18 protein-coding genes and 1 pseudogene are annotated in these 17,165 nt (G+C 70.2%); 10 read left to right on the forward strand and 9 right to left on the reverse strand.

What is annotated here, in order from left to right; genetic code table 11:
• Positions 1–84: 84 nt before the first annotated feature.
• Positions 85–1,440, forward strand: a complete 1,356-nt coding sequence (locus tag ABS64_RS12820) for an amidohydrolase family protein (protein ID WP_292683990.1) — start codon at positions 85–87, stop codon at positions 1,438–1,440.
• 27 nt (positions 1,441–1,467) lie between these two features.
• Here the strand turns inward: ABS64_RS12820 and ABS64_RS12825 are convergent, their stop codons facing one another.
• Positions 1,468–2,310 carry a PDR/VanB family oxidoreductase gene (locus ABS64_RS12825; protein WP_292683992.1) on the reverse strand — a complete coding sequence of 281 codons (843 nt, stop codon included), beginning with the start codon at positions 2,308–2,310 and terminating at the stop codon, positions 1,468–1,470.
• A 19-nt stretch (positions 2,311–2,329) separates the two neighbouring features.
• Here ABS64_RS12825 and ABS64_RS12830 point away from each other — a divergent pair, with 19 nt between their 5' ends.
• Complete coding sequence (locus tag ABS64_RS12830) at positions 2,330–2,482, forward strand: hypothetical protein (RefSeq protein ID WP_292683994.1); 153 nt, start codon at positions 2,330–2,332, stop codon at positions 2,480–2,482.
• Positions 2,479–3,135 carry a pyridoxamine 5'-phosphate oxidase family protein gene (locus ABS64_RS12835; protein WP_292683996.1) on the forward strand — a complete coding sequence of 219 codons (657 nt, stop codon included), beginning with the start codon at positions 2,479–2,481 and terminating at the stop codon, positions 3,133–3,135. The genes ABS64_RS12830 and ABS64_RS12835 overlap by 4 nt, the downstream gene beginning before the upstream one ends.
• 31 nt (positions 3,136–3,166) lie before the next feature.
• On the opposite strand, the gene ABS64_RS12840 is transcribed toward ABS64_RS12835, so the two are convergent.
• The 3 genes from ABS64_RS12840 to ABS64_RS12850 form a co-directional block, all read right to left on the reverse strand.
• A complete protein-coding gene (locus tag ABS64_RS12840) occupies positions 3,167–3,664 on the reverse strand; it encodes an HNH endonuclease (RefSeq protein ID WP_036289890.1) in 498 nt (165 codons plus the stop codon).
• A 321-nt stretch (positions 3,665–3,985) separates the two neighbouring features.
• Positions 3,986–4,771, reverse strand: coding sequence for a M23 family metallopeptidase (locus ABS64_RS12845; protein ID WP_292683999.1), 786 nt, complete (start codon positions 4,769–4,771; stop codon positions 3,986–3,988).
• 345 nt (positions 4,772–5,116) lie between these two features.
• Positions 5,117–5,824, reverse strand: a complete 708-nt coding sequence (locus ABS64_RS12850) for a metal-dependent transcriptional regulator (RefSeq protein WP_288121598.1) — start codon at positions 5,822–5,824, stop codon at positions 5,117–5,119.
• Positions 5,825–5,923: 99 nt separating this feature from the next.
• Between ABS64_RS12850 and serC the strand changes: the two genes are divergently transcribed.
• Positions 5,924–7,042 carry a phosphoserine transaminase gene (gene serC / locus ABS64_RS12855; RefSeq protein ID WP_292684001.1) on the forward strand — a complete coding sequence of 373 codons (1,119 nt, stop codon included), beginning with the start codon at positions 5,924–5,926 and terminating at the stop codon, positions 7,040–7,042.
• A gap of 24 nt (positions 7,043–7,066) precedes the next feature.
• Here serC and ABS64_RS12860 read toward each other — a convergent pair.
• The 3 genes and pseudogenes from ABS64_RS12860 to ABS64_RS12870 all read right to left on the reverse strand — a co-directional run.
• Positions 7,067–7,210, reverse strand: a pseudogene (locus ABS64_RS12860) (TetR family transcriptional regulator); the annotation flags it as partial.
• Positions 7,211–7,304: 94 nt separating this feature from the next.
• A complete protein-coding gene (locus ABS64_RS12865; protein ID WP_292684003.1) occupies positions 7,305–7,907 on the reverse strand; it encodes a DUF3027 domain-containing protein in 603 nt (200 codons plus the stop codon).
• Positions 7,891–8,277, reverse strand: coding sequence for a cold shock domain-containing protein (locus ABS64_RS12870; protein WP_292684005.1), 387 nt, complete (start codon positions 8,275–8,277; stop codon positions 7,891–7,893). The genes ABS64_RS12865 and ABS64_RS12870 overlap by 17 nt, the downstream gene beginning before the upstream one ends.
• A gap of 135 nt (positions 8,278–8,412) precedes the next feature.
• Here ABS64_RS12870 and ABS64_RS12875 point away from each other — a divergent pair, with 135 nt between their 5' ends.
• The 3 genes from ABS64_RS12875 (at position 8,413) to ABS64_RS12885 (ending at position 12,161) form a co-directional block, all read left to right on the forward strand.
• Positions 8,413–8,703 (forward strand): hypothetical protein, encoded by a 291-nt coding sequence (locus ABS64_RS12875; protein ID WP_036286425.1) that lies wholly within the window; start codon positions 8,413–8,415, stop codon positions 8,701–8,703.
• A gap of 1 nt (position 8,704) precedes the next feature.
• Entirely contained in the window at positions 8,705–10,447 is a 1,743-nt protein-coding gene (locus tag ABS64_RS12880; protein WP_292684008.1) for a helicase-associated domain-containing protein, read from the forward strand.
• Between the two features lie 70 nt (positions 10,448–10,517).
• Positions 10,518–12,161, forward strand: coding sequence for a DNA repair helicase XPB (locus ABS64_RS12885; protein ID WP_005051062.1), 1,644 nt, complete (start codon positions 10,518–10,520; stop codon positions 12,159–12,161).
• Here ABS64_RS12885 and ABS64_RS12890 read toward each other — a convergent pair.
• Positions 12,122–13,192 (reverse strand): type II CAAX endopeptidase family protein, encoded by a 1,071-nt coding sequence (locus ABS64_RS12890; protein ID WP_292684010.1) that lies wholly within the window; start codon positions 13,190–13,192, stop codon positions 12,122–12,124. The genes ABS64_RS12885 and ABS64_RS12890 overlap by 40 nt on opposite strands.
• A 57-nt stretch (positions 13,193–13,249) precedes the next feature.
• Between ABS64_RS12890 and ABS64_RS12895 the strand changes: the two genes are divergently transcribed.
• The 3 genes from ABS64_RS12895 to ABS64_RS12905 all read left to right on the forward strand — a co-directional run bounded on the left by ABS64_RS12895 (position 13,250) and on the right by ABS64_RS12905 (position 16,109).
• Entirely contained in the window at positions 13,250–13,942 is a 693-nt protein-coding gene (locus ABS64_RS12895) for a response regulator transcription factor (RefSeq protein ID WP_288121593.1), read from the forward strand.
• Between the two features lie 10 nt (positions 13,943–13,952).
• Entirely contained in the window at positions 13,953–15,680 is a 1,728-nt protein-coding gene (locus ABS64_RS12900) for a HAMP domain-containing sensor histidine kinase (protein WP_288121592.1), read from the forward strand.
• Positions 15,681–15,821: 141 nt separating this feature from the next.
• Complete coding sequence (locus ABS64_RS12905; protein WP_292684013.1) at positions 15,822–16,109, forward strand: WXG100 family type VII secretion target; 288 nt, start codon at positions 15,822–15,824, stop codon at positions 16,107–16,109.
• Between the two features lie 72 nt (positions 16,110–16,181).
• Here the strand turns inward: ABS64_RS12905 and groEL are convergent.
• Positions 16,182–17,165: chaperonin GroEL (groEL, locus tag ABS64_RS12910; RefSeq protein WP_292684015.1), on the reverse strand; the 984-nt coding region annotated here is incomplete at its 5' end.

Genomic DNA, 17,165 nt, shown 5'->3' on the forward strand with positions numbered 1-17,165 from the left:
TTTTCTCGAAGATAGGAACGGGTTCGGACATTGCGCGCCGGCGCGCACATCTGCCCGAAACATGCGGCTGATAGGACGGACGGCATGACCGGATCGCTCATCCTCACCGGTGCCGCCCGCATCGTGGAACGCTTCGACGACCCCGCCCGCGACCGCGGCGGCGACCTCGTGATCCGCCGCGGACGGGTCACCACCGCGGCATCCGCACCGTCGCCGGACGAGAGCATCGACACCCTCGACGCGGACGGCGGCATCGTCACCCCCGGCCTCGTCAACGCGCATCACCACCTGCTGCAGTCGGGCTTTCGCACCCTTCCCGGCACCCGCGGCGTGCCGATGCGCGAGTGGCTGCCGGCCATGGCCGCCGCCTACGCCGACGCCCGCATCGACGCGTCCCTGGTCGGTGCGACCGCCGGGGTCGGCGTGGCCGAGTCGCTGCTGAGCGGGGTGACGACGGTCGCCGACCATCAGCTCAACTGGCCCGACCCGGCGCGCAGCGACGACCCCGTCGGCGACACCGTGGCCATCGCGCGGGCGATCGCCGATGCCGCCGTGGCACTCGGCGCCCGGCTCGTGTTCGTCCGCGGCTCGGCGCGCGACGCGCCGGATGCCGCGGCGGCGAGCGCAGACGCCATCGTGCGCGCGCTGCTCCCCGAGGGTGCGGCATCCTCTCCGGGCGGTACGAGCGCCGACGGCATGCTGCAGCTCGCCGTCGGTCCCGCCGGCGTGCACTCCGACAGCGAGGAGACCTTCCGCGCGTTGGGCGACGTCGCCCGACGCCACGGGCTGCGCCGGCGCACCCAGGCCAACGAGCAGGTCGACACCGAGATCGCCCTGGCCCGCTACGGCCGCCGCCCCCTGGACCTCCTCGAGGAGTGGGGGTGGCTCGAACCGGGGGTGACGATCGCCCACCTGTGCGACGTCACCGACGACGAGATCGTGCGACTCGCCGACGCCGGCATCACCGCGACCCACGCCCCGGGCTGCGACGTGCCGATGGGCTGGGGCATCGCTCCGGTGCGCCGCCTGCAGGAGGCCGGCATCGCCGTGGGGCTGGGGACCTCCGGGGGCGGCTCCAACGACGCCGGGCACCTGCTCGCCGACGCGCGGCTGGCGATGCAGGTGTCGGGTCTGGTCGGCGCCGCCCTCCCGGCCCGTGACGTGCTCGCCATGGCCACCTCGGGCGGCGCGTGCGGCCTCGGCCGCGCCGACCTCGGCATCCTGACCCCGGGCGCGGCGGGCGATCTCTGCGTCTGGGATGTCTCCGGGGTCGCCGACGCCGGGGTGGCCGACCCGGTCGCGGGCCTACTCTGGGCCCATCCGGGACGCCGCCCTCGCCATGTCGTGGTCGCGGGACGCGTCGTCGTCCGCGACTACCGGCTGGTCACCGCCGACGAAGACGCCCTCACCGCGGCCCTCCGGGAGCGCGTCGGCCGGTGAGCGTCGCGGCGCCGTTCCGGCATCGCGTCAGGCGTCGAGCACGATCCGCGGGCACGCTGCGCGCGAGACGCACACCATCATGACCGCGCTCTGCTCGCGCTCGAGCGGCGTGAGCACGGAGTCGCGGTGCTCGATCTCGCCCTCCAGGACGGGCACCTCGCAGGTGCCGCACGTCCCCCGACGGCAGCTGGAGAGCACCATCGTCGTGGGGCTCTGCTCCTCGATCGCCTCCAGCACCGACTGCCCGGGCTGCACGGTCACGATGTCGCCCGACAGGGCGAGCTCGACCTCGAACGGATCCGGCCAGACGGGCTCGCCGTACTCGATCGCCTCGAACCGCTCGACGTGCAGCGCTGCGGCGCGGCCGGCGGCTTCGAAACCGTCCTCGAGGGCGGCGATCAGCCGGGCGGGTCCGCACGCGTAGACCGGAGCGCCGTCACCCGCGGCATCCACCAGCCCGGCCACATCCAGACGTGCCCCGCTGTCGGCGGGGTACAGACGCACCCGCCCCGCGCCACCGTCGAGCGCGCGCAGCTCGTCGACGAATGCCATCGTCGACAGCGACCGGCCGGCGTAGTCGAGGGTCCACTCCGCTCCGGCCCGCGCCGCCGCCCGGACCATGCCGAGAAGGGGCGTGATCCCGATGCCCCCGGCGACGAAGCGGTGGGTGACGGCGGGAACGATCTCGTACGCGAAGTGGTTGCGCGGTCCGTGCACGCGCAGGCGCTGCCCCACCTGCACCTCCTCGTGCACCCGCACCGATCCGCCCCGTCCCTCGTCTTCGCGCAGCACCGCGACCCGCCAGGTGGAGCGGTCGGCTGCGTCGCCGCAGAGCGAGTACTGCCGTTCGACGCGCTCGGCCGCGGGCACGCGCGCGTCGGAGAAGATGATGTTCGGCTGGACGAGCGACGACTTCGGCCCGGAAGGAGTGATCGGAGACGCGACCGGCGCGAACGCCGCGCACGGCAAGGAGCTCTACGAGCGCGGGGTCGACTTCGTGTGCGAAGCGCTCGCCGAGATCGACGGGTTCGTGTTCGGGTGACGGCTTCCTACGCTCCCGGCATCCCACCCGCACCCGTGGTGATCGATCACGACAGCGACCCGGTGCAATCCGACACGCCCCTCGCCGCCCCCCTCGCCCTCGCCGCCGCGTGGCTTCCCGGTCCCGGTGAGGACCGCATGCTGATGACGGTGTCGACCGTAGGTGTCGACGGCGTGCCCGATGCGCGGACCACGATGCTCAGCGACTACGACGGCGAGAGATTCTTCTTCCACACCGACGCGAACAGCCGCAAGGTCGCCGAGCTGTCGGCGAACCCCGGTGTCGCCCTGACGATCCTGTGGCCCGGCTTCACCCGCCAACTGGTCGTGCAGGGAACGGCGCAACGGTCGTCGCGGGAGGAGTCCGACGCCGCCTACCGGCGACGCTCCCCCTACCTGCAGCAGCTCGCGTGGCAGAACACGGCGGAGTTCGCGCAGCTGCCCCTTGACGAGCGTCGCGCGCGCTGGGCCGAGTTCCTGCGCGCTCACGGCGGCGCCGACGAACCCGCGTTCACCCCGCCGGAGGCGTGGGCCGGGTTCGCGGTGACGCCTCACCGGCTGGTCTTCTGGGTCTCGAACCCGGATGCCGCGAGTCGCCGCATCGCCTACGCGCGCACCGGGGACGGCTGGTCTCTCACGGCGCTGCCCGGCTGACGCCGATCGTCGCCGCAGGACGCGGCCGCCCTCACGCAGCGAGCGACAGATACGGCTCCCAGGCGGGCTCGGAGCGTTCGGTGCCGCGCACCGTCCACTGCGGGCCGCGGGGAGGTTGCGGTGCCCATCGCAGCTCCCACCCCATCTCCTGCGGGGTCCGATCGCCCTTCATGTTGTTGCAGCGCAGGCACGCGGCCACCAGGTTCTCCCACGAGTCGGCACCACCGCGCGAACGCGGCAGGACGTGGTCGATCGTGGTGGCGCCCTTGCCGCAGTAGGCGCAGCGGTGGGCGTCGCGGCGGAGGACCCCGCGGCGGGTAACCGGCACTCGGCGCGCCCCGGGCACGCGCACGTACCGGGTGAGGACGATCACCGCCGGCCGGTCGCACGCCCCCCGGATGCCCCAGACGGGATTGCCGTCCATGCGTTCGATGACGGTCGCCTTCTCGTTCATGACGAGCACGAGGGCTCTCTTGAACGAGACGACGGCCAGGGGTTCGTATCCGGCGTTCAGCACCAGTGTGCGCATGCGCGTTCCTCTCGAACGGCCGTCGATGGCTTCGACGGCTCTCCGTTGTCGACGTCGCGCAGGCGCGGCGGCGCGGGCACGAAAAAAGGCGCTGTCATGAAGACAGCGCCTTGAACCCACGACGAATGTCGCGGCAGTCGTGCACACGATGCCGAAGGACATAGCGGCCCAGCGCATTCACGGTTCGAATGCGAGGTCCTGTGTCCATGCGGCTCCCCCTCGGCTGTGCGAGCGTCGGGATCAGGCTAACGCACGCAGAAGCCGCCAGGGCGAATCAGAGGTGAACGGATGCCGCGTGTCTCCCGAAGGGAGCGAACGGCGTCAGTGGACGTTGGCGACGAGGAAGTCCTCGGCGTTGGTCCACGACCCGTTGACGTAGATCTCGAGGTGCAGGTGGGTGCCGAACGCGCGGCCCGTGTCACCGACCTGACCGATGATCTGTCCGGCGCGCACGGTGTCGCCGACGACCACGCGACGGGTGCCGTACGACATGTGCGCGTACAGCGAGGTCACCGTGTTGCCGCCGATGTTGTGGGCGATCTTGACGTAGACGCCCCATCCGGGACCGTCCTCGCTCGACTCGACCACGACGCCGTCGGCGATCGCGTAGATCGGGGTGTAGCGGTCGACCATGTAGTCGGTGCCCTTGTGGCCCGGGTACGGCTCACCGAAGTGGTTGAAGAAAGGAAGGGGACGCACGACCGAGCCGGCCGGAGCGATCGTCTCGGCGAGCGAGCCGGAGTAGACCGAAGCATCGGCGGACGCGGTGGATGCCGCCGCGATGCGGGCAGCTGCCGCGGCTTTGGCGGCATCCTCGTTCTTCTTGGTCTGGATCTCTTCGGGCGTCGTCGCCGAATAGCTGTCGCGGGCCAGGGCCGCCGGCGTCGCTTCGGACGCGATCACGAGCGACTGCGCGTTCTCCGCGGCCACCTGCTGCAGCGTGACCGCTTCGGCGGGGCTCGAGGTCGAGGCGGCGAAGGCCGGCGCGATCGCGACGGTGGCGATCAGACCGCCGACGGCGGCGACCGTGATGAGGCTGCGGACCGGATGGCCTGTGCGGCGTGAGCGGCGCGTCGCGGCGGCCGTCGAGACAGCCGTTCCTCGCACAGCGGGGGCGGAGCCTGTGGAGCGGGTCAACGCGCCGCGCTGCGCGCGGCTACGCCGGGTCGGTGTCGTCGCTTCGGATTCGGGCATCTCCCGCGACGGGTCGTACTGTTCAGCCAATTGTCCTCCGGCGCCTCTGCGACCCCGTCCGGGACGGGATGCTGGTTCGTCGGCACTCGGTGTCAGGGCACAGATGTACGGGTGTCACCGCGCGAACGACGAACCGATGAGGCAACTCGTGCGGAGGTCCGTGGCGGGCTTCTCGCCACGTGGACTTTTCGAGGCTACCGGAAGGTAACGAATAAGTCACGCACAGGTGTTCATGCCCAGGCGCTTCCCGGGTGACGCTCAGGCGTGGGGCACGGCATCGACGAGGAAGATGTGCGAGGCGACCTCGACCGGCAGCTCCAGCCCATCCGCCTTGTCCGCCATCTGCACGAGGACGTAGCCCTCACTGAACCGGAAGTCGCCGACGCCTCCCGGCATGACGCCGGCGTCGCGCAGCTGCTCGAGGAGTTCGGGGTCGACCTGCACCGGCTCAGCGAGGCGCCGAACGGTGCCGTGCACCGGGCCGCCGGTCTCATTCAGCAGGCGCACGAGACCCACCACGCCGTCATCGAAGGTGCGGGCCGGCACGTCGCCCAGCTGGTCGAGGCCCGGGATCGGGTTGCCGTAGGGCGACTCGGTGGGATGGCCCAGCAGCTCGATGAGGCGACGCTCGACGAGCTCGCTCATCACGTGCTCCCAGCGGCAGGCCTCTTCGTGCACGTACGCCCAGTCGAGACCGATCACGTCACTGAGCAGTCGCTCCGCGAGGCGGTGCTTGCGCATGACGTCGACGGCCTTCTGCCGCCCGGGCGTCGTGAGCTCCAGCGAGCGGTCGTCGGAGACCACGACCAGACCGTCGCGCTCCATGCGCCCGATCGTCTGCGACACCGTCGGACCGGAGTGGCCGAGACGCTCCGAGATGCGCGCACGCAGGGGGACGATGCCTTCCTCCTCGAGCTCGAGGATGGTACGCAGGTACATCTCGGTGGTGTCGATCAGATCCGTCATGGGCAGGCCTCGTGCACGTTCGTGGGTGTGTTCTCAGCCTATCCGTTTCTTACGGCGACGCGGCGGGGCGCCGGCGGCGCTGACCCTAGAATCGGGAGCATGGCCCACGTCACGCTGCCCCGCGAGATCCTGCCCGCCGACGGTCGCTTCGGTTGCGGCCCGTCCAAGATCCGGCCGGAGCAGCTCGCTGCCCTGGCGGGCCCCGGTGCGGTGCTGATGGGAACCTCGCACCGACAGGCTCCGATCAAGAACCTCGTCGGCCAGGTGCGGATGGGCCTCAGCGACCTGCTGCGTCTTCCCGACGGCTACGAGATCATCCTCGGCAACGGCGGCTCGACGGCATTCTGGGACGCGGCCGCGTTCGGTCTCATCGAACGTCGAGCGCAGAACCTCGTCTTCGGCGAGTTCGGCGGCAAGTTCGCGGCTGCTGCCGCCGCGCCGTGGCTCGACGCGCCCGACGTGCGCAAGGCGGATGCCGGAACGCGCACGGTCGCCGAGGCGGTCGAGGGCATCGACGTGTACGCCTGGCCGCACAACGAGACCTCCACCGGCGTCGCGGCACCCATCTCCCGTGTCTCCGGTGACGAGGGTGCCCTCACGGTGATCGATGCGACGAGCGCGGCCGGCGGCATCAACGTCGCCGTCTCGCAGACCGATGTCTACTACTTCGCCCCGCAGAAGAACCTCGGCTCCGACGGCGGACTGTGGTTCGCGGCGGTCTCCCCCGCCGCGATCGAGCGCATCGAGCGCGTCGCGGCATCCGGTCGCTACATCCCCGAGTTCCTCAGCCTGAAGAACGCTCTCGACAACTCGCGACTCAACCAGACGCTGAACACCCCCGCCGTGGCGACCCTCATCCTGCTGGACAAGCAGCTCGAGTGGATCAACGGCAACGGAGGCCTCGGCTGGGCCGCCGCCCGCACGGCGCAGTCCTCGCAGGCTCTCTACCAGTGGGCCGAGAGCTCGCCGGTGGCCACCCCGTTCGTCGCCGATCCCGCCGACCGCTCCCCCGTCGTGGTCACCGTCGACTTCGACGAGACGGTGGATGCCGCGGCCGTCGCGGCGAGCCTGCGCGCCAACGGCATCGTCGACACCGAGCCGTACCGCAAGCTCGGCCGCAACCAGCTGCGCATCGCGACGTTCGTCTCGATCGAGCCGGACGACGTCCGCCAGCTCATCAAGGCGATCGACTACACCATCGAGCACATGCAGGCCTGAGGCCCGCAGGGCCGCGCCGCCGGCTCAGGCCAGCGGCGACGGTCGCGGATCGAGGACGGCCGAGACGATGGCCTCGATCGCGAACTCGGAGGCCGTCCCGAGATCGAGCGCATCGGGCTCGAGCAGCCACTGCACCTGCAAGCCGTCCATGACGGCGAGGATCGCGGCGTCGCGCGAGGAGGTCTTGCAGTCCGCGCGGTTCACCGTCGCGTTCTGACACCCGGTCGTTGAGCGCGCGCCGCCGGCGCGAGTCGAAACGCCGCTAATCCTCGTCGGTATCGTCGTCGGCGTCGTCGTCCTCGGTGTCGTCGTCCAGCACGTCGATGTCGACGCCGTCGACGTCGCCGGCGTGCAGAATCGGCGAGCCGTCGTCGTCGAAGTCGGCGGCATCCAGATCGTCCACGTCGTCGAGGTCGTCGTCGTCGAGATCATCGTCCGACTCGTCATCGGCGTCGGCAGCGTCCTCGGCCTCGACGCCGCGCTCGGCGGCGAGCGCCGCCTGCGCGGCCTGGTACTCGGCCAGACGCACCGCCCACGGCACCCACTCCGGAGCCAGGAGCGCACCCTCGCCCGGAAGGAGCTCGGCCTCGAGCACGGTCGGCTCGGCGTCGTCGACGACAGCGAGACTCACCGTCCAGAACCAGCCGGGATAGCCCTCCATCGTCGTGGCGAAGCGCAACGACACGACGCCGTCGGCCTCGAGCGTGTATCCGGCGGGGTCGCCGATCGTCGCCGCCGGCGTGATCTCGCGCAGCGCGGACAGTGCCAGGTCGTGGGCCGCGAGCAGGCGGTCGTCGGCGACGAGCGCCGGCGCCTCGCCCTCGGCATCCGCGCCGGAGTCGACCGACTCAGGCGTCGAGTTCATCGGCGACCTTACGCAGGATCGCGGCGACCTTCTTGCCCTGTCCCGCGTTCGGGTAATGACCGTGGCGCAAGTCGCCGCCCACCTTGTCGAGCAGCTTGACGAGGTCTTCGACCACGACGGCCATGTCGTCGGGCTTCATGCGGTTGCGCTTGGCGAGGCTGACGGGAGCGTCGAGCACCCGCACCGCCAGCGCCTGCAGCCCGCGCTTGCCGTCGGCCACGCCGAAGTCGAGGCGCGTCCCGGCCTTCAGTCCCTCCGTGCCCGCGGGGAGGGCCGTGGCGTGCAGGAAGACGTCCTGGCCGTCATCGGTGGTGATGAAGCCGAACCCCTTCTCGTCGTCGTAGAACCTGACCTTGCCGGTGGGCCGCACAAACCTCGCTCGTCGGCGCCCTACGGGCGCGGTGACATGGTGACATGTGCCGTGAGGGCACGTGGTGGGCATCGTGCCCTCTTCCAGCCTACGGCACCGTCACGCCGGAGGCGGGGACGCAGTAGGGTGATCCCGATGCCATCTTCGTCCTCACGCACACCGGGCTCGGCCGACGATCTGCCCGTCCGCCGCATCGACCGCGTCCTCGCGTTCATGTCCCTGGGCCTGCTGCTGCTGTCGGTGATCTGCTTCGTCGCGATCATGATCGGCTCCGCCGCCGGCATGAAGCACGACGACTTCGGGCAGGGCATGTGGCCGCTTGTCGGCACGCTCGTCTATATCGCGCCGATCGTCGCGTTCATCCTGCTCATGGCAGTGCTCATCATGACCTTCGTGCGGAAGGCCCGGGTCGGCAAGGGCCGCTGACGTGACCGGGTCGGACGCGCGCGCTCTCGCACAGCATCTCGTGCAGCGCAGCGACGACGCCCTGGCTACGCTGTTCTCGGCGCGACAGGTGTCGCCGACCGTCGCATGGAACGACGCCTTCGACGCGGCCGAGGCGCTTCTGGAGCCCTCGTCGATCGAGCGCGCACTGCGGGGCCTGACCTCGGGCGAGATCTCCGCCCTCGCCGACGCCGCCCTCGACACGGACGACGCTGCCCGCTCGCGGCTGCAGCAGCTGGCGCTCGTCGACGAGCAGGGAATGATGTACGAGGCGGTGTCGTCCGCACTGACGGCCCTCACCGCGGCATCGACGCCCGCGGCCGACGTCGACGAAGCCGAGGACACGGATGCCGCGGCACGGCCGGACGACGCCGCTGCCGCCGAGCGGGCGTTCTCCTCGCTCGGCTCACTCGGCGACATCCTGCATGCTGCGCTCACGCACCCGTTCGGCCGCATCGGTTCCGGAGCGCTCGGGGCCGCCGACCGCCGCCGACTGATGGAGGACGGGATCGTCGACGACGGCGCCACCGCCGATGACCTCGTCAAGATCGCCGAGCGGACGGGTCTGCTGTCGGGTCAGGACAAGAGCTGGCTCGTGACGCCCGCGGGTGTTCAGTGGCTGCACTCCGACACGATCGCACGGTGGAGCGCCGTCGCCACCGCGTTCCTCGAAGGGCTGCCGCGCGGACTGCGGCGACCGACCGGCGGCTGGATCGCGCCCGCCGCGTGGGCGCAGGCCTACCCGTGGGACGTGCTCTGGCCAGAGACAGCGGCGGATCTTCGTGGGCTCCTGCGACGCTGGGGCGTCCTCGACGACGCTGGGCGCCCCACCTCGTGGGCGCGGGGTGCATTCCTCGACGGCGCGGGATCGCCGTTCCCGGCCGCCGCCCTCGACACCCTCGCGCGGCTGCTGCCGAGCGAGGTCGATCGGGTGTACCTGCAGAACGACCTGACCGCCATCGCGCCCGGACCGCTGTCGCCGCACCTCGACATGCGGCTGAGGTCGATGGCGCGGCGGGAGTCGCGTGCGCAGGCGTCGAGCTACCGCTTCACGACCGAGAGCATCGCCGACGCCCTCACGGCGGGTGAGAGCGCCGAGTCGCTGCGCGCCTTCCTCACCGAACTCTCGCTCACCGGCTTGCCCCAGCCGCTGGCGTACGAGATCGAACGCACCTCTCGCACGCACGGCATGGTCCGCGTCGGTCCCGACGACGAGGGCCGCACCCGGGTCTGGAGCGACGACGAGGCGCTGCTGCGCACCCTCGCCGTCGATCAGGCGCTACGTCCCCTCGGGCTCGTGCAGGACGCCGACGGCCTCGTGACCCGCAGCGGGGCCGACACCGCATTCTGGATGATCGCCGACGCCCGATATCCGGTCGTCGCGGTGGATGCCGACGGCCAACGTCGACGCCTCGACCGCCACCGCCTGGCGCCGACACCGACCGAGCCCTCACCCGATCGCGACACGTACGCCGCGCTCCTCGCGCGGCTGCGCGCCGCCCCTACCGACGATGCCGACGCCGCGTGGCTCGGCCGCGAACTGGATCACGCCGTCAAGGCGCGCGCCACCATCGTCGTCGCGGTGCGTATGCCCGACGGCACCGAGCGCGAGTTCACGATCGAGGCGACCGGCCTCGGCGGCGGACGCCTGCGGGGACTCGATCGCACCGTCGATGTGGAGCGCACCCTGCCGGTGTCCAGCATCAGCGGCATCCGCCCCCTCTGACCGGCCCCCCGCGCACGCACGGCTGGCGACGCGAGCCCCGGGCGCTGCGAGGTCGGTAGACTGGGACGCTATGGCTGACGGCCCCCTCATCGTGCAAAGCGACCGCACCGTGCTGCTCGAAGTCGCTCACCCCCAGGCGGAGACAGCGCGGCACGAGCTCGCGATCTTCGCCGAGCTCGAGCGCGCACCCGAGCACATCCACACCTACCGGGTCACCCGGCTGGGGCTCTGGAACGCACGCGCCGCCGGCCACAGCGCCGACGACATGCTCGCCACGCTCGACCGCTGGTCCCGCTTCCCGGTGCCCGCCTCGGTGTCGATCGACATCCGTGAGACCGTCAACCGCTACGGGCGCCTGGTCATCGAGCGGGATGCCGAGGGCGCGCTCGTGCTGCGGGGCTCCGATCCCGCCGTTCTCGCCGAGATGGCCAAGAACAAGCGCATTCAGCCGCTGCTGATCGGCCACCCCTCCCCCGACACCTACGTGATCGACGCCTGGGCGCGCGGTCACATCAAGCAGGAGCTGCTGAAGATCGGGTGGCCGGCGGAGGATCACGCCGGCTACACTCCCGGCACCCCGCACGAGATCGACCTGCACGAGGACGGGTGGACCTTGCGTCCGTACCAGCGCCACGCCGTCGACATCTTCAGCGAGGGCGGCTCGGGCGTCGTCGTGCTCCCCTGCGGCGCCGGCAAGACGCTCGTGGGCGCCGCGGCGATGGCCGAAACGAAGACGACGACCCTCATCCTCGTCACCAACACCGTCAGCGCGCGCCAGTGGCGCGACGAGCTGCTCAAGCGCACCACGCTGACCCCCGAGGAGATCGGCGAGTACTCCGGTCAGTCCAAGGAGGTCAAGCCGGTCACCATCGCGACCTATCAGATCCTCACGGCCAAGCGGAAAGGCCAGTACGCGCACCTGGCGTTGCTGGACGCGCTGGATTGGGGCCTCATCGTCTACGACGAGGTGCATTTGCTTCCCGCTCCGGTTTTCAAGCTCACCGCCGATCTGCAGGCACGTCGCCGCCTCGGACTGACCGCGACGCTCGTCCGGGAGGACGGCCGCGAGGGGGACGTGTTCAGCCTCATCGGCCCCAAGCGCTTCGACGCCCCGTGGAAGGAGATCGAGGCCCAGGGCTTCATCTCTCCGGCCGTCTGCTACGAGGTGCGCGTCGACCTCCCGCCCTCCGACCGCATGGAATACGCGGCATCCGCCGACGACGAACGCTACCGTCTCGCCGCCACGGCTCACGCGAAGATCGGTGTGGTGAAGGATCTCGTCGCCCGTCACGCGGGAGAGCAAATCCTCGTCATCGGCCAGTATCTCGATCAGATCGACGTGCTGTCCGAGGCTCTGGACGCACCGAAGATCACCGGAGCGACGCCCGTGGACGAGCGCGAGGAGCTGTTCGCCGCCTTCCGCGAGGCGCGCCTGCCTGTCCTCGTCGTCTCGAAAGTCGCGAACTTCTCGATCGATCTGCCCGACGCCTCGGTCGCGATCCAGGTGTCGGGGTCGTTCGGCTCACGTCAGGAGGAGGCGCAGCGGCTCGGCCGGCTGCTTCGTCCCAAGTCGAACGGGCACACGGCGAGCTTCTACACGCTCATCGCACGCGACACGGTCGACCAGGACTTCGCGCAGAACCGGCAGCGCTTCCTCGCCGAGCAGGGCTACAGCTACACGATCCTGGATGCCGAGGGCATCGCCGCCGCGTAGGTCCCCCACGCGGGAGCCGGCGGCGGCAGCAGGAGCGTGCGCGGCAGGGGGCGACGCGTCAGCATCCACTCGACGAGCGCGACGTATCCGGCGATCAGCAGGAACGACCACAGGAAGCTGACCAGTCCGGTCGTGCTCTCGGTGGGGCTCGACCCCGACGCGAGCGAGAGCAGGAACGCCGACAGGTTGTTCACGACGTGGAGGGCGATCGCCGCTTCCAGTCCGCCGGTGCGCCACGTGAGCCAGCCGGCGGCGACGGCGAACAGCCCGACACCGATCTGACCGAGCAGGTCATAGCCGTGACCGAGGACGAACAACGGCACGGGCAGCAGGATCGCGAAGGCAGGATGCCGCAGCCAGCGCCCGATGCTCTGCATGAGGTACCCGCGGAAGATGTACTCCTCCGCCGCCGCCTGCACCGGAACGAGCAGCAGCACGATCACCAGCGTGATCGGCCAGGTCGCGGCCGGGACGGGCGTCCCGGGCTCCTCCATTGCGCCGGGAAGGAGGAAGCCCACCGCGGTCAGCACGACCGACACGCCGACGGCGAGCGCGCCGCAGCGCAACATCCAGCGCCAGCGCAGCCGCCCCGCGGCGGAGGAGACGAGTCCGACCCGCGGTCCGTTCACGATCAGTGACGCGAGGATGTAGGCCGGGAGCATGAGGGCGATCGTGCCGAGCAGGATCGCGACCATGAGCGGGTCGCCCATGTCGACGCCGCCCGACTGACCGAGGCGTCCCAGGTCGTCCAGGCGCGCCGGGTCGCCCAAGAGCGCGATGCCGATGACGACCATGACGAAGACCAGGAACCCGAGGTAGATCGCGAGTCCCAGGATGCCGGTGACCAGCGGCGTCCACCATCCCGAGCGTCGGCGCGCGAAGATCAGGCGGTGGAAGGCGAGACCGCCCACGAGGGCGTCGGCGGGCAGAGCCCGGGCCGCGCGGGAGATCGCGGGCGCGATGGGTGACATCGGTGGCGCGAACAGCGGTGCCGACGGGGGGACGGGGACCTGCGGCGCGGGCGTCGTCATCCATCCATCTTCTCCGATATCCAGCAAAGGGAAGGGTTGCGATGCCAGGATGGGGCTATGACCGCACCGCGCATCCTCGTCGTGGACGACGAACCGAACATCCGGGACCTGCTGGTCACGAGCCTCAGGTTCGCCGGCTACCAGGTGCGCGCCGTCGCGAACGGCGCGCAGACCATCTCGGCCGTGCTCGAAGAGGAACCAGACCTCATCATCCTCGACGTGATGCTCCCCGACATGAACGGGTTCAGCGTCACCAAGCGCCTCCGCGGCGCAGGGTACACGGCCCCCATCCTCTTCCTCACGGCGAAGGACGAGACCGAGGACAAGATCGAAGGGCTGAACGCCGGTGGCGACGACTACGTCACCAAGCCCTTCTCCCTCGACGAGATCGTCGCGCGACTCCAGGCGATTCTCCGACGCACCATGCAGGCCAACGAGGAGTCGACCATCCGCGCCGGCGAGCTGACCATGGACCAGGACACGCACGACGTCACGGTGGGAGACGTCTCGATCGACCTGTCCCCCACCGAGTTCAAGCTCCTGCGCTACCTCATGCTCAACCCCAACCGGGTGCTCAGCAAGGCGCAGATCCTCGATCACGTCTGGGAGTACGACTTCAACGGCGACGCGGGCATCGTGGAAAGCTACATCTCGTACCTGCGCCGCAAGATCGACCCGTACTCCTCGGAGCCGCTCATCCAGACCAAGCGCGGCTTCGGCTACATGCTGAAGGCCGGCAAGACCGCCTGATCGCGGGGCGATGACGGCGGACGGCGTGTACGCGGCACACGCGAAGAAGAACGACCGCCTCACCTCGTGGTGGCGCGGCATCAGCCTGCGGGCCAAGGTCACGGGCGTCACCGTGGCCGTGCTGACCGGCGGACTGCTCGTCGCCGGGTTCGGTACGGCGGTGTTCCTGCGCAACGCCCAGATCTCCGAGCGCGACCAGTCGATCAGCCAGACGGTGACGCTCGATCAGGCCAGCAGTCTGCTCAACGTCGCGGTCGTCGACGGGGTCGCCAAATTCGAGCCCGCCGACTATCCGCCGCTGACATCCTTCTACATCGCCGTCTACGGGCCCGACGGCACGAGGCTGGCCACCGGAGGCCCGCCGTCCGACAATCCGCCGGTGTTCCCGACCACGTTCGGTCTCGACAGCACCCTCATGCAGGGAACGACTCCGTTCGATCTCACCTCGGCCGACGGCAAGACGACCTTCCATGCCGCCGTCGACATCCTGCAGATCCCGGGAGCACGCGAGAACAACGTCCAGCTGCTCGCCCTGCCGTTGACGCCCGTGAATCAGACGGTGGCGAGCTTCGTCGGCATCTACACGATTCTGGCGCTCATGACGATCCTGGTGAGCGCCCTGCTCACCCGCTGGCTCGTCACGCTGGCGTTCCGGAGCCTCGGGCAGGTGGAGCAGACGGCGATGTCCATCGCGCGGGGCGACTTCGGCCAGCGCATGGGCGACATCGCTCCCGGCACCGAAGTCGGCAAGCTCAAGACGGCGATCAACGCCATGCTCGACCGCGTGGATCAGGCGCTCGGCCAGCGCGACGCCACCGTGCTGCAGATGCGACGCTTCATCGGCGACGCCAGTCATGAATTGCGCACACCCCTGGTGACCGTGCGCGGATACGCGGAGCTGTACCGGATGGGCGCCATCTCGGGCGACGAGCAGACGGCGCAATCGATGGAACGCATCGAGAAAGAGGCCATCCGCATGGGCGGCCTCGTCGAAGACCTGCTCGCCCTCGCCCGCCTCGACGAGCGCCGTGACATCGTCGTCGCTCCCGTAGACCTGCGCCCGATCGCCCGCGACGCGGTGCTGGATGCGCGCGCGACCTCGCCGGAACGGACCGTCTCGTTCATCGACGACGACCCACGCCCGGCGGTGCGGCGTCCGGCATCCGCGCCGCCGACGGCCAGCGCCCCGACGCGTCGACGGCCCCCGACCGCGGCGATCGGTGCACTGCTGCGACGCCGGCCGCGCGCCGACGGCGAGACGGTCACGGCACCTTCCCCCGCCCCTGCGATGCCCCTGCCCTCCGAGCGGGAACCCATCGTCCTGGGCGACGAGAACCGCATCCGTCAGGTCGTCGCGAACCTGCTCGGCAACGCGCGCCGGTACACGCCGGCGGGCTCGCCCATCGAGCTCGCCGTGGGCGTCGACGAACCCGGTGGAATGGGATGGATCTCGGTCATCGATCACGGCGAAGGCATCGCTCCGCAGCTGCGGGAGAAGATCTTCCAGCGGTTCTGGCGCGCCGACACCTCGCGCACGCGTGAGACGGGCGGCTCCGGCCTGGGTCTGTCGATCGTGGCGTCGGTGGTCGACGCGCTGCACGGATCGATCGTGGTCAGCGAGACGCCCGGCGGGGGTGCCACCTTCCGCGTCGCGTTCCCGCTCGCGCAGCGCCGCGACGCCGCGGAGCATCTCTTCATCGAGACGCAGCCCCTGCCTCGGCTGCACATCGACTCCTGAGGCACCGAGGCTGCGAGCTCCGCTCGAGGCTTCCTCCCCGGAGCCCCTCCGCGACCGCATAGTGCACACCCGCGCTCTGGGCCATCTCGGGCCTGCCCACCGCTGGCTAGCGTGAACCCACACCGACGAAAGGACGTCACCATGACCGCGTTCAGTGTGGACTCGGAAGCCGTACTCAGTGCCACCGGGGCGATTCGCGCCACCGCCGATCGCCTGCAGTCAGAGACCGCCGCGATGCTCGGCCAACTCACCCAGCTCCACGGTGCGTGGACGGGCAGCGCGGCCGTTGCCTTCCAAGGGTTGGTCGATCGGTGGCGGGCCGCACAGACCGAGCTGGAGAGCGCGCTCGGAGACATCGGCACCGCGCTGGGGCACGCCGGCGCACAGTATGCGCAGACCGAGAGCGCCGCCGCGAGCATGTTCCGCTGAGCCCGCCCGACTGAGCACCGCTCCACGCAGAAAGGCCCCTCCGAAGAGGGGCCTTTCCGTTGAGATCCGGACTCAGAAGTCCATGCCACCCGTGGGGTCGCCCGCGGGAGCGGCGGCCTTCTCGGGCTTGTCGGCGACGACGACCTCGGTGGTGAGGAACAGACCCGCGATCGACGCGGCGTTCTGCAGCGCCGAGCGCGTCACCTTGGCCGGGTCGATGATGCCCGCGGCGAACATGTCGACGTACTCACCGGTCGCGGCGTTCAGGCCCTGGCCGACGGGAAGCTCCGACACCTTGTTGGCGACGACACCCGGCTCGAGGCCGGCGTTGAGGGCGATCTGCTTCAGGGGCGCTTCGATGGCGACCTTGACGATGTTCGCACCCGTCGCCTCGTCGCCCGTGAGTGCGAGCTTCTCGAACGCACGCTTGCCGGCCTGGATGAGGGCGACACCGCCACCGGGGACGATGCCCTCCTCGACGGCGGCCTTCGCGTTGCGAACGGCGTCCTCGATGCGGTGCTTGCGCTCCTTGAGCTCGACCTCGGTGGCCGCACCCGCCTTGATGACGGCGACGCCGCCGGCGAGCTTTGCGAGGCGCTCCTGCAGCTTCTCGCGGTCGTAGTCGCTGTCGGTGTTCTCGATCTCGCGCTTGATCTGGGTCACGCGACCCTCGATCTGCGCCGACTCGCCCGCACCCTCGACGATCGTGGTCTCGTCCTTGGTGACGATGACCTTGCGCGCCTTGCCGAGCAGGTCGGTGGTGGCGTTCTCGAGCTTGAGACCGACCTCCTCCGTGATGACCTGGCCGCCGGTGAGGATGGCGATGTCCTGGAGCTGCGCCTTGCGACGGTCACCGAAGCCGGGAGCCTTGACGGCGACCGACTTGAAGATGCCGCGGATCTTGTTGAGAACGAGGGTCGCGAGAGCCTCACCCTCGACGTCCTCGGCGATGATGACGAGCTCCTTGCCCTCCTGGATCACCTTGTCGACGATGGGCAGAAGGTCCTTGATGTTCGAGATCTTCTGGTTCGCGATGAGGATGTACGGGTCCTCGAA

This window comes from Microbacterium sp. SCN 69-37 (genome assembly GCF_001724435.1).
GTDB classification, from domain to species: Bacteria; Actinomycetota; Actinomycetes; order Actinomycetales; family Microbacteriaceae; genus Microbacterium; species Microbacterium laevaniformans.

Excerpts from the sequence above, each read along its gene's own strand:
- ABS64_RS12840 (WP_036289890.1), bottom strand. The coding sequence starts at position 3,664 with ATGCGCACACTGGTGCTGAACGCCGGATACGAACCCCTGGCCGTCGTC.
- ABS64_RS12820 (WP_292683990.1), top strand. The coding sequence starts at position 85 with ATGACCGGATCGCTCATCCTCACCGGTGCCGCCCGCATCGTGGAACGC.
- ABS64_RS12885 (WP_005051062.1), top strand. The coding sequence starts at position 10,518 with ATGGCTGACGGCCCCCTCATCGTGCAAAGCGACCGCACCGTGCTGCTC.
- ABS64_RS12905 (WP_292684013.1), top strand. The coding sequence starts at position 15,822 with ATGACCGCGTTCAGTGTGGACTCGGAAGCCGTACTCAGTGCCACCGGG.
- ABS64_RS12875 (WP_036286425.1), top strand. The coding sequence starts at position 8,413 with ATGCCATCTTCGTCCTCACGCACACCGGGCTCGGCCGACGATCTGCCC.
- ABS64_RS12850 (WP_288121598.1), bottom strand. The coding sequence starts at position 5,824 with ATGACGGATCTGATCGACACCACCGAGATGTACCTGCGTACCATCCTC.
- serC (WP_292684001.1), top strand. The coding sequence starts at position 5,924 with ATGGCCCACGTCACGCTGCCCCGCGAGATCCTGCCCGCCGACGGTCGC.
- ABS64_RS12865 (WP_292684003.1), bottom strand. The coding sequence starts at position 7,907 with ATGAACTCGACGCCTGAGTCGGTCGACTCCGGCGCGGATGCCGAGGGC.
- ABS64_RS12900 (WP_288121592.1), top strand. The coding sequence starts at position 13,953 with ATGACGGCGGACGGCGTGTACGCGGCACACGCGAAGAAGAACGACCGC.
- ABS64_RS12890 (WP_292684010.1), bottom strand. The coding sequence starts at position 13,192 with ATGACGACGCCCGCGCCGCAGGTCCCCGTCCCCCCGTCGGCACCGCTG.
- ABS64_RS12895 (WP_288121593.1), top strand. The coding sequence starts at position 13,250 with ATGACCGCACCGCGCATCCTCGTCGTGGACGACGAACCGAACATCCGG.
- ABS64_RS12830 (WP_292683994.1), top strand. The coding sequence starts at position 2,330 with ATGTTCGGCTGGACGAGCGACGACTTCGGCCCGGAAGGAGTGATCGGA.